The following is a 12,364-nucleotide window of genomic DNA, read 5'->3' as shown; positions in this document are numbered from 1 at the left end:
AATTTAATTTTTATTAACCAATTACTTAAGTCAATTTATTATGGAAAAAAATTATTTACGAATTTGTTTAAGTGTTGTGAATACTGTCTTAATGATGGTGTTGATGACTTTTATGTCACAAAGCCTACAGGCACAGGGCAATTGTTTAGATGCCCACGCCGGAGTAGGGTGCTCTGATTCAGGTTGCGAGGCTACGGTATGTGCTATAGACCCATTCTGTTGTCAAAATGCATGGGATGCTACTTGTGCCAGTGAAGCAGCGCTATATTGTGATTTTGGCGTGGATCCGTGTAATTCTGTTGTGAATATTACTTGCGGAGGTACTGAAAATTATTCACTCGCAGCAGGAACTGGTTCCTGGGATAATTTAGGCCCGTATGGTACTCCGGGAAATGAACAGGTGTTTTCCTTTACCGCACCTACGACAGGCTCCTACAATATTGCCATAAGCTCGAGCAGCGGTTATGTGGACTTATTTTATAAATCAGGTGCTTGTAGCGGTACAGGGTGGTCTTACGTCGATGATATTATAACATCAGCAGCTAATACTTTAACCTTTACCGGCGGGACTACCTATTTATTCCTTATCGATGATGAAAATACTACGGCTACTACAGGTACTATTTCTGTGACTTGCCCAATAACCGATCCTTGTAGTTCTGTTATTAGCCTTTCCTGTGGAGATGCAACAAATTTCTCGCTAGCGGGAGGAACTGGTTCCTGGAATAATTTAGGAGGTCCGTATAGTACACCGGGAAATGAACAGGTGTTTTCCTTTACCGCACCTACGACAGGCTCCTACGATATTGCCGTAAGTTCGATCAGCGGTTATGTGGACTTATTTTATAAATCAAGTGCTTGTAGTGGTACAGGGTGGTCTTACGTCGATGATATTTACACCTCCGGAGCTACAAATACACTTAGTTTGATCGGAGGAACAACTTATTTATTTTTACTCGATGATGAAAATACTTCTTCCAGTTCAGGTACTATTTCAATTTCCTGTCCTGCTGTCGTAGCAGATCCGTGTAATTCTGTTATGAGTATTACTTGTGGAGGTACTGAAAATTATTCACTCGCAGGAACGGGTGTATGGGATGATTTAGGCACATATGGTACACCGGGAAATGAACAGGTGTTTTCCTTTACCGCTCCTACGACAGGATTCTACAATATAACGGTGACCAATAATGACTATTTTATTGACCTGTATTATAAATCAAGTGCTTGTAGTGGTACAGGGTGGTCTTACGTCGATGATATTTACACCTCCGGAGCTACAAATACACTTAGTTTGATCGGAGGAACAACTTATTTATTTTTACTCGATGATGAAAATACTACTACCAGTTCAGGTACTATTACGATAATTTGTCCCGTTTTATGTGATCCGCCAAATGCAATATGCCAAACAACGACAGTTGAATTGGATACTGATGGCAATGGATCAATTACGACGGCAGACATCAATAACGGATCAACTGCTGATTGTGGGTTGGCTTCTATGGTTGCCTCTCCACTTAGCTTTGATTGTTCAAATGTAGGCAGTGTTCCGGTAACACTGACCGTTACGGATATCAATGGAGCGGTCTCCAGCTGTACGGTTAATGTGACGGTGAATGATACTCAGTCACCATGGCTGACTACTGAATGTCCTGCTAACATCACGCTCTGTGGTGCTCAGAATGTTTCATGGACAGAACCCGCCGCAGCGGATAATTGCGGTATTGTTTCAACCGTAAACAATGCCAACCCCGGCGATTTCTTTGGTGTAGGCGAGCACAATGTAGAATACACCTTTACAGATGGTGCAGGGCTGAAAGCTTCCTGTTCCTTCAAGATCACCATCAATCCGCTACCTCAAGTAGAGATCGATCCGTCTAATGTGCCGGAATGGTGTCAGGGGGTGAAGGTTTTATTTGCCAAAGTGACCAACATAGCAGCTCTCGCGGAACCACTCAGCTTTGAATGGTACCAGGGGATGGACTTTTTAGGTGATGGACAGGAGCTTTTTGGTGACGGCCAGCCAGCACTTATACAGTGATCGTAACAGATGACAATGGTTGTTTAGCCGTATCTAAGGTTATGAAATTGCATGACCTGTCGACCTTATTGTCAGCGCATACGATCATCGTGGATGACCAGCTGGATATGGATGAATCAACCGTAGTCAGTGGTGGCGTTGGTGTACAGGATGGCGATGAAGTTTCTGTACAACACAATTCCAATATCATGACCTTCATGAGGTCAGCAACAGCTTTTCACCATTGACGGCAGCTGGTACGGTGGCGAATTATCAATTCGGATTCACCGGTGAATCTTCCTGCTTTTATGTCCAACCCTTACCTGGATAATAATAACCAGATCATAACAGGAAACGTAACCCTTTCGGGCACGAACTACGGAAATGTTTATGTTAAGAGTGGCGCTACGCTGACTATCGGCAACGGAGAGATGTACATGAAGAGCCTGACGATGGCCAAAGGATCAACGCTCAATTTCAATGAGGATTGTAACCTGAAGATCAGGGCGAAAATGAATATCGGGCCGTTGTGTAATGTGAATGTGGAAGGAGGTCCATCGGTAGTGGTTTACGTAGGCGACACAATGCTTCTAATGCTACCTGTGGTGAGGGATCAATCGTTTGGGTGGATATTTATGCACCGGAAGGCCTCAAAGTAGGGGACTCAGGCGCTTACCTGACCACCTACATGAACGGATTGTTCATCTCGGATGACCTGACTTCCGGGGATAACGTGGTTTGGGGCTGGAACCTGAATTGCGGTGACCTGGATAATGGCGGCAGCAATTGTGTTTGCTATTGGCTGCAGTGGGTGGATCATACTCCAATATGAAAGGGTGCATTAAGTGGTTTTTGCTCAATCGAACTCTCTCACCTTCTACTACCTGCAATTATCCATAAGATACGTCGTTAATTAGGAGCATGAAGCTAATAGGGAGATTTATGGAACTGAGGTGATCAACCAGTTTAAGCCTGAGGTGTAACGTAACTTAATGCAAATGGAACTAGCCAGGCGATCTTCAAGGATGGTTGGGCTACGCAATTATTGGTCTTTAACGACAAGCAGGGTGCAGGACGGTCCCGTTGATGCAACCTCAATTGATGGTAGGAGCTCAGGTGATGCCGTAAATTGACCAGATGAGAGCAGATGAGATCAAAACCTATGAGAGGTAATTGCCAGGTGCTAATACTTCCGATTACACTTATGCCATTAATTGGAGGGGTAACAGGAAATACTCAAATAGTTCAGTTTGTATAAGATGCTTGATATGTGATTGTGGGTATGGTAACTTATCGGGATCAAATCCACCAGATGGTTATAATGTTGATTAACGTGAATTCGCAGCGGGCGGCTTCACGTATGTACCAATCCAGTTCCTGTAATGGTGCGACAATATACCATTGGCGCGCAGCGTGTTAACCAACGCCGAGATCTCTGTTGCCACCAACAGAGATTGGCTAATCTGACCGGTATTCCCTAACCCATCTTCAGGGAGTAGTGGAATATTACAGTAGAGGATTACATTGGTAAAATCCATTTGAACTGGCGGTGTACAATATTCTGGGAGAGCAGGTATGGTTCAAGCATATTGAAACCCTGGAGCAGTCGACCATAAACATAGATTTGGGAGACAGCCGTTTTGCAAATGGCCTTTATTACCTGAACCTCACGGCAGATGGAGTAAGTGTGGGCAAGCAAATCGTATTGGTAGAAATCACGTTAAGTATATTTGGCATTGATGCCCAAATTCACCCCGGTTCACATTATGTGGATCGGGGTGCTTTTATAGGCGAAAAAGCGGGAAACCAGGAAAGGCCGAGGCACTTTAATACCAGATTTTGGATTGCTCCTGCAAAGGAAAAAAAGCAGAATGGTTCAAATTAATTTACATTTTCTGCGCCACAGGCGCTCCACTAAAGGGCCAAGGGCGGAGGCCAAGTATAATTTATTTTTACCGGGTTGCATTTTTTTTTTTGACAATTACGCAACCTTTTTTTTACTTTTACGTAAACAAAAGCAATTAAGTTTTTTTTTGATCCCCTCTGTTTACATACTTTCCAATCAACACAGCAGTTTTGCCTCCGGGCAACCTTTAAGGCTATTTATCTAATTTCCAAACGGTGACAGGTTGAGCGCAGCGAAATCAATCATTTGTATGTGGCAGGACAGGTTCCCGTGCCGCAGGTCGGGGAAGGCAATTTCCCTTTTCCATTATTGCATGCTTATGCGGTAAGACGGAGAAGGTATTGATATGAACTAATTTAATTTTTATTAACCAATTACTTAAGTCGATTTATTATGGAAAAAAATTATTTACGTATTCGATTTTTGGCTATGAAGCATTTGGCTTTTATTGCCTTTTTACCCTGATACTGGGAGTTCCAGCAACGTTTTTGGGCAATGCCTGATATTAACCTCACTACCATGTATCTCAGCACGACTCCCTGCTTGTACCGGTGCCCAGGAGTAATGGCCTCCTGTATTTTATGGAGGAGAATACAATTTGCTTTACGTCACTTTGAGCACACAGTATACTGTCTCCACCTGCGGCGATACCGATTTTGATACCCAGATCACTGTTTATTCCAGGCCAGACGGTACCATGCTGGGGGTATAATGATGATTTTGCGGTGCTCAGTCCTCGGTAACCCTTCACGGTGCAGGTTATACTGGTGGAGTCCGGGTTTTAGTGGATGAATATCCATGCCTTTCTGAAAATACTTTGTAATGACTTTGAGGGTTACCTGTAGCTCAGCTGCCGGGGATCCTTGTAGTTCTGTTACGAATCTTTCCTGTCTGGAAGTACTAAGAAAATTATTCACTCTGATAGGATATGGTGTATGGGATAATTTAGGGAGGGTCCATATAGTACCTGGGAAATGAACAGGTGTTTTCTTTTTACCGCACCTTCGACAGGCTCCTACGATATTGCCGTAAGCTCGAGCAGCGGTTATGTGGACTTATTTTATAAATCAAGTGCTTGTAGTGGTACAGGGTGGTCTTACGTCGATGATATTAACACCTCCGGAGCTACAAATACACTTAGTTTGACCGGCGGGACTACCCTTATTTATTCATTATCGATGATGAAAATACTACAGCTACTACAAAATTTTCTATTTCTGTGACTTGCCCAATAACCGATCCTTGTAGTTCTGTTACGAATCTTTCCTGTGGAAGTACTGAAAATTATTCACTCGCAGTAGGATCGGGTGTATGGGATAATTTAGGAGGTCCATATAGTACACCGGGAAATGAACAGGTGTTTTCCTTTACCGCACCTACGACAGGCTCCTACGATATTGCCGTAAGCTCGAGCAGCGGTTATGTGGACTTATTTTATAAATCAAGTGCTTGTAGTGGTACAGGGTGGTCATACGTCGATGATATTTACACCTCCGGAGCTACAAATACACTTAGTTTGATCGGAGGAACAACTTATTTATTTTTACTCGATGATGAAAATACTACTGCCAGTTCAGGTACTATTACGATAATTTGTCCCGTTTCATGTGATCCGCCAAATGCAATATGCCAAACAACGACAGTTGAATTGGATACTGATGGCAATGGATCAATTACGACAGCAGACATCAATAACGGATCAACTGCTGATTGTGGGTTGGCTTCTATGGTTGCCTCTCCACTTAGCTTTGATTGTTCAAATGTAGGCAGTGTTCCGGTAACACTGACCGTTACGGATATCAATGGAGCGGTCTCCAGCTGTACGGTTAATGTGACGGTGAATGATACTCAGTCACCATGGCTGACTACTGAATGTCCTGCTAACATCACGCTCTGTGGTGCTCGGAATGTTTCATGGACAGAACCCGCCGCAGCGGATAATTGCGGTATTGTTTCAACCGTAAACAATGCCAACCCCGGCGATTTCTTTGGTGTAGGCGAGCACAATGTAGAATACACCTTTACAGATGGTGCAGGGCTGGAAGCTTCCTGTTCCTTCAAGATCACCATCAACCCGCTACCACAAGTAGAGATCGACCCGTCTAATGTACCGGAATGGTGTCAGGGGGTGAAGGTTTTATTTGCCAAAGTGACCAACATAGCAGCTCTCGCGGAACCACTCAGCTTTGAATGGTACCAGGGGATGGACTTTTTAGGTGATGGACAGGAGCTTTTGGTGACGGCCAACGGCACTTATACAGTGATCGTAACAGATGACAATGGTTGTTCTACAACCGTATCTAAGGTTGTGAATTATGACCTGTCGACCTTATTGTCAGCGCATACGATCATCGTGGATGACCAGCTGGATATGGATGAATCAACCGTAGTCAGTGGTGGCGTTGGTGTACAGGATGGCGATGAAGTTTCTGTACAACACAATTCCAATATCATGACCTTCATGAGGTCAGCAGCAGCACAGATTGACGGCAGCAGTACGGTGGCGAATTATATCAATTCGGATTCACCGGTGAATCTTCCTGCTTTTATGTCCAACCCTTACCTGGATAATAATAACCAGATCATAACAGGAAACGTAACCCTTTCGGGCACGAACTACGGAAATGTTTATGTTAAGAGTGGCGCTACGCTGACTATCGGCAACGGAGAGATGTACATGAAGAGCCTGACGATGGCCAAAGGATCAACGCTCAATTTCAATGAGGATTGTAACCTGAAGATCAGGGCGAAAATGAATGTCGGGCCGTTGTGTAATGTGAATGTGGAAGGAGGTCCATCGGTAGTGGTTTACGTAGGCGACAATGCTTCTGTAGGCCAGGGATCAATCGTTTGGGTGGATATTTATGCACCGGAAGGCCTCAAAGTAGGGGACTCAGGCGCTTACCTGACCACCTACATGAACGGATTGTTCATCTCGGATGACCTGACTTCCGGGGATAACGTGGTTTGGGGCTGGAACCTGAATTGCGGTGACCTGGATAATGGCGGCAGCAATTGTGTTGCTGTTGGCGCAGTGGGTGGATCACTTGCTCCAATAACAAAGGGTGTGTCAGGTTTTTGCTCAACGAATCCTCCACCTTCTACTACCTGCGATTGTCCTCCGGGATACGTCGTGGTGGGGTATGAAGGGCTTACAGGAAATTCTTATGGAACTGAGGTGATCAGCCAGTTTAGCCTGAGGTGTAAACAACTTAATGCAAATGGAACCTTAGGCAATTCCGTGATCGTTAGCTGCGCTAATGGTTCTTTAGCGACAGGGGTGCAGGACGGTCCCGTTGATGCAGCCCCCGGTCAGGTGATGGTAGGAGCTCAGCTAGGAGTAGGGTGTGCAATTGACCAGATGAGCGGATATTCAAAACCCCTATCAGAGGTAATTGCCGGAAGTGCTAATACTTCAAGTACACTTATGCCATTAATTGGAGGGGTAACAGGAAATATTCCAACAGTTCAGTTTGTGCCAAATGGCAATGTGATTGTGGGTATGGTAACTTATCGGGATCAAAATCCACCAAGTGGTTATAATGTATTTGGAATAGCAGCGGGCGTGGCCTGGCGTTATGCACCAGTCAGTTCCTGTAATGGTGGCGACAATGTACCATTGGCAGCAGCGGTTAACCCAACTCCGGAATCTCTGGATACACCAACAGAGAGATTGGCTAATCTGACGGTATTCCCTAACCCATCTTCAGGAGTAGTGAATATTACAGTAGAGGATTACATTGGTAAATCCATTGAACTGGCGGTGTACAATATTCTGGGAGAGCAGGTATGGTTCAAGCATATTGAAACCCTGGAGCAGTCGACCATAAACATAGATTTGGGAGACAGCCGTTTTGCAAATGGCCTTTATTACCTGAACCTCACGGCAGATGGAGTAAGTGTGAGCAAGCAAATCGTATTGAGTAAATAAAAATTAATTAGAATTAATCTTTGAGGTCTTTTTTAGGGCCGATATGATCCCCCGGTTCACTTTTTTGTGGATCGGGGGTTTTTTTATAAAAAAAGCCCGGAAAAAAGACCGCACAGCGGTTGCTTTCTCCCGGACTCATTTTCAACCATTTTTTGAATGCTTCTTATTTCATACGGGACATTTTAGACCACTAAAATTTTCCCAGGTGAAAGGCGAAATGAGGATGGCCAATTTAAAAAACGGAGGCCATCTGTTCCACTTTGGTTTTTACAAATTCATCAATGACCATTTTTAAGGTCGGTTCCCCGATGCATTGCAGGTCGTAATAAACCCTGGTGAAGGGGTGTTTGATGTTGATCACACGGCTCAGGTCAATAGGCGTGCCGACAATTACCGCTTCGCAATCTGTATTATTGATGGTGGTTTCAAGATCTGCCAATTGCTGGGCACCGTATCCCATGGCAGGCAAAAGCTGGCCAATTTCCGGATAGATCTCGAACGTTTCGGCCAATTTTCCGGTGAGGAAAGGCCGGGGATCCACCATTTCACGGGCGCCGTATTTTTTGGCGGCCACGGTGCCGGCACCAATCTTCATACCCCCGTGAGTCAGGGTCGGGCCGTCTTCGACAACCAATACTTTTTTATCTTTGATTACGGCCGGGTTATCCACCTTTATGGGAGAGGCTGCATCAATCACGGTCGCCCTGGGATTGAGTTTTTCAATATTATCTCTGACCATCTGGATGCCTTCCGGGGTGGCTGAATCGATCTTATTGATGATGATGGCATCTGCCAGCCTCACGTTGATGCCACCGGGGTAATAGTTCAATTCATGCCCGGGGCGAAGCGGATCCATGAGGGTAATGTACAGGTCGCTTTGGTAGAAGGAAAAGTCATTGTTTCCGCCATCCCAAACGATAACATCACAACCGGCGGGATCATTTTCTGCCGCCCTGACGATGGCTTCGTAATCCACTCCGGAATAGATGATATTGCCGCGAACGATATGTGGTTCGTATTCTTCCATTTCTTCAATGGTACACTTGTGTTTCTTTAGATCTGCGAGCTCGGCGAACCGCTGTACCTTTTGCTCGGCGAGGTTTCCATAAGGCATGGGATGCCGGATGGCCACTACCTTTAAACCGTGTTCCATGAGGTGCTCAATAACGCTGCGGGAGGTCTGGCTTTTTCCGACTCCGGTCCGGACCGCACAAACGGAAATGACCGGCTTATGGCTTTTGATCATGGTGGCCTCTGTGCCTAATAATAAGAAATTGGCTCCGGCGCTATTGACCAAAGCGTTCATCGTCATCACCTTTTGATAACTTACATCGCTATAGGAAAAGACACAGGTGTCGGCCTTAAAAGATCGGATAAGTTCCGCCAGTTGTGCTTCGGGAAGGATAGGGATGCCCTCCGGATAAAGATAGCCGGCCAGTTCGGCAGGATATTTCCGACCGTCAATATCAGGGATTTGAGCCGCCGTAAAGGCCACTACCTCGTAGGCATTATTGTTCCTGAAATGGGTGTTGAAATTGTGAAAATCGCGACCAGCCGCACCGAGTATGATTACTTTCTCTCTTGACATAATTTAAGGTTTTATTTAAAAATCTTATGGGCGAACCCGGCAGGAATTCATGCCGGATATCAATCCGATTCGTCAAGGATGTTCAAAAAGTGTAATCCAGCGGTCTGTAGCACCGCAGTGTCATGATGCAAACAAATATACTAAAATTTGTTCAAAAATGCATAAAAAAACGAAGAATGTTTTGCTTTTAAGCTCCAAGCAACGCGATCAAAAAGGCTAAAAAATCCGTACTGAATTGGGGAACTTGGGACCATTGGCTTAACGGGATTTTTTTACTGAGCTTTAAAAATTCACATTGCCTGATAAAATCAGCATCGATCTCTGAGACTGGAATGTAATTGTCCGTTTCATAATGATATTGCCAGGGGGAGGAGCCTACCCCTATGTAAATATCCTGATCGATTAAGCCGGGGAGATTTTTTATCAATGCAGACCGATGCTTATCCAGTGATTGCCCTTGTAGATGCAGGGTGGCGCTAAAAAAATTTCCCCACCAAAACATGGTTCTATAGGCAAAAATATCTTTTTGGGTAAACAAGCGGGGATAATCCAGCACGAGGTAGGGGAGGTTTTGATAGTTTTCTCCTTTGGAAATTTTCCCCGTGATCAGATCAGATCCTTCAGGGAATTCAAAAACATTACGACTCAAAAGTGCCTTAAGATCCAGGCGAGTCTGTCCCAGAAGTTGTTGGATTTTTTCCGTTACCTTTCTTTTGGTCAACAAAAACGATGTGTTTTCAATGACTGATAGTTCTTTGTCCGATAATTCCATCATGAGCTTAAAGGTAAGTTCTTTTTCGGAATAGGCGTATTTAATTGGCCTTTAAACCGGCCAGCGCGCCAGTTGGAGATACTAATTTGAGACATTATTAATTGCATCGGGCAGGCCGCCGGATATCGGAGCAGTTCAAATTTTTTGTTATTTTGCTTAGACAAATCTTTAAATTGGCTACACCTGGGGAAAATGATAAATTTAAAATACTGGTTATCAATATTTTGGAACAAAAGCTCTGGTGGTTATTTTCACGGCACCTAAAAATAAATAAATATGAAAAATGGTATGTTTTTGATGGTTATCCTGGTTCTTTTTGCATTTTTTTCATGTGAAACCAGGCCTGCCGCGGAGGAAAGCGGTCCTGTTTTTGAACTGACCATTGACAAAACATTTGAAGACAGTATAAAAGACGGCCGCGTTTTTGTCATGTTGTCAAAAAACGAAAAGGCCGAACCCCGTTTTCAGATAGCGGACGGCCCTGAAACCCAATTGATCTTCGGGATGGACGTGGAGGACTGGAAGGCTGCTGATGGGAAGATCATTTTTTCCGGCAATGAGGTTTATGGTTATCCTTTGGAAAGCCTGAAAGATATTCCACAGGGCGAGTATTTTGTGCAGGCTCTTTTTCACCAGTATGAAACGTTTACCCGTGCCGACGGACATACCGTAAAAATGCCCATGGACAGGGGAGAGGGGCAGCAGTGGAATAAAGCCCCGGGCAATCTTTTTTCCGAGCCGTTAAAATTGACAATAGGCAAAGGGATTTATGGCTTGACATTGGATAAAGCCATCCCCCCCATTCCCGAACCGGAGGATACAAAGTATATCAAACACATAAAAATTAAAAGCGAACGGCTCTCTGAGTTTTGGGGACGCCCCGTTTATCTGGGAGCTCATGTCCTGTTGCCCGAAGGATTTGAGGAGCATCCTGAGGTGAAATACCCCCTGGCCATTATGCACGGCCATTTCCCAACGGATTTTGAAGAATTCAGGATGACTCCACCCGACCCCAACCTGGAACCTGATTACAGCGATCGATTTAAGGTAAAGGGCTACAACAGGATCGTTCAACAGGAAGCATACGATTTTTACAAAACATGGACGGGACCTGATTTTCCACGCGTGCTGGCCATCAAAATTCAACATGCCAATCCTTTTTACGATGATTCTTACGCGGTAAATTCTGAAAACCTGGGGCCTTACGGGGATGCCATCACCTATGAACTGATTCCTTATATTGAGAAGCAATTCCGGGGCATAGGCGAAGGCTGGGCGAGGTTCACCTATGGCGGGTCGACAGGAGGGTGGGAAGCCCTGGCGGTGCAGGTAAAGTATCCTGACCAATACAACGGTTGTTTTGCTGCCTGTCCGGATCCCATTGATTTCAGGGCTTATTGCCTGGTCAATTTATATGAAAATAAAAATGCCTATTCCCTGGAAAGTGATTTCAAAAAGACGTACCGCCCCGGGCATAGAGATCACCTGGGCAACGTGTCCGCCACTTTGAAGGAGATGAATCTTCGGGAACTCGCCCTGGGCACCAAAAGCCGTTCCGGACAACAGTGGGACATTTGGGAGGCCGTTTATTCTCCGGTTGGGGATGACGGATACCCCAAACGAATATGGGATAAACAAACAGGAGAGATTAATCCTGAAGTGGCGGCTTTCTGGAAAGAAAATTATGATCTGAGTTACATCATGAAAAGGGACTGGGCAAAAAACGGAGCACAGTGGAAAGGCAAGATTCATATTTACTGTGGCGATATGGACAATTACTACCTGAATAATGCGGTTTACCTGGCCGAAGAAGTTCTGAAGTCTCTCGATAATCCGACTTATGACGGAGAAGTTGCCTATGGGGACCGGGCCGAACATTGCTGGAATGGGGATCCTACTCAACCCAATCATATTTCAAGGCTCAGGTACCATAGAATGTTTATTCCAAAATGGGCAGAAGAAGTAAAAAACAGGGCCCCCGAAGGGGCTGATCTAAAGAGCTGGAGATACTAATAATAGAACACGGATCAAACGGATAAAACGATTCCAAACGGATCTTTACCAGAGTGGTCAAAAAAAAATCCGTTTCAATCCGTCCAATTCGTTCCATCAGTGTTCTATCTTACTGGGGGAAGGATAGAACA

Annotated in this window: 10 protein-coding genes; 8 read left to right on the top strand and 2 right to left on the bottom strand. The window is 44.8% G+C overall.

Annotated elements, in window-relative coordinates:
• Positions 1-76: 76 nt before the first annotated feature.
• The 7 genes from H6571_04835 to H6571_04805 all read left to right on the top strand — a co-directional run bounded on the left by H6571_04835 (position 77) and on the right by H6571_04805 (position 7,860).
• On the top strand, positions 77-2,044 hold the full coding sequence (locus H6571_04835) for an HYR domain-containing protein (protein MCB9323050.1): 1,968 nt from the start codon (positions 77-79) through the stop codon (positions 2,042-2,044).
• 41 nt (positions 2,045-2,085) lie between these two features.
• Positions 2,086-2,271 carry a hypothetical protein gene (locus H6571_04830; GenBank protein ID MCB9323049.1) on the top strand — a complete coding sequence of 62 codons (186 nt, stop codon included), beginning with the start codon at positions 2,086-2,088 and terminating at the stop codon, positions 2,269-2,271.
• A 60-nt stretch (positions 2,272-2,331) separates the two neighbouring features.
• The gene (locus tag H6571_04825) at positions 2,332-2,682 is read left to right on the top strand and encodes a hypothetical protein (GenBank protein MCB9323048.1); all 351 of its coding nucleotides are present in this window, start codon (positions 2,332-2,334) and stop codon (positions 2,680-2,682) included.
• Positions 2,649-2,855, top strand: a complete 207-nt coding sequence (locus H6571_04820) for a hypothetical protein (GenBank protein MCB9323047.1) — start codon at positions 2,649-2,651, stop codon at positions 2,853-2,855. The genes H6571_04825 and H6571_04820 overlap by 34 nt, the downstream gene beginning before the upstream one ends.
• A gap of 717 nt (positions 2,856-3,572) precedes the next feature.
• Positions 3,573-3,908: a hypothetical protein gene (locus tag H6571_04815; GenBank protein ID MCB9323046.1), complete on the top strand. Its 336-nt coding sequence runs from the start codon at positions 3,573-3,575 to the stop codon at positions 3,906-3,908.
• Between the two features lie 995 nt (positions 3,909-4,903).
• Positions 4,904-5,152: a hypothetical protein gene (locus H6571_04810; GenBank protein MCB9323045.1), complete on the top strand. Its 249-nt coding sequence runs from the start codon at positions 4,904-4,906 to the stop codon at positions 5,150-5,152.
• Positions 5,149-7,860 carry an HYR domain-containing protein gene (locus H6571_04805; protein ID MCB9323044.1) on the top strand — a complete coding sequence of 904 codons (2,712 nt, stop codon included), beginning with the start codon at positions 5,149-5,151 and terminating at the stop codon, positions 7,858-7,860. The genes H6571_04810 and H6571_04805 overlap by 4 nt, the downstream gene beginning before the upstream one ends.
• 232 nt (positions 7,861-8,092) lie before the next feature.
• Here the strand turns inward: H6571_04805 and H6571_04800 are convergent, their stop codons facing one another.
• Both H6571_04800 and H6571_04795 read right to left on the bottom strand, forming a co-directional pair.
• Positions 8,093-9,448, bottom strand: a complete 1,356-nt coding sequence (locus H6571_04800; GenBank protein ID MCB9323043.1) for a GTPase — start codon at positions 9,446-9,448, stop codon at positions 8,093-8,095.
• A 187-nt stretch (positions 9,449-9,635) separates the two neighbouring features.
• Positions 9,636-10,223 carry a hypothetical protein gene (locus H6571_04795; protein MCB9323042.1) on the bottom strand — a complete coding sequence of 196 codons (588 nt, stop codon included), beginning with the start codon at positions 10,221-10,223 and terminating at the stop codon, positions 9,636-9,638.
• A gap of 273 nt (positions 10,224-10,496) precedes the next feature.
• Between H6571_04795 and H6571_04790 the strand changes: the two genes are divergently transcribed.
• Positions 10,497-12,233 (top strand): hypothetical protein, encoded by a 1,737-nt coding sequence (locus H6571_04790; GenBank protein ID MCB9323041.1) that lies wholly within the window; start codon positions 10,497-10,499, stop codon positions 12,231-12,233.
• The last annotated feature ends 131 nt before the right edge of the window (positions 12,234-12,364 follow it).

Source organism: Lewinellaceae bacterium, assembly GCA_020636105.1.
Lineage (GTDB): Bacteria > Bacteroidota > Bacteroidia > Chitinophagales > Saprospiraceae > BCD1.
This window is presented reverse-complemented; position numbering and strand designations above follow the sequence as displayed.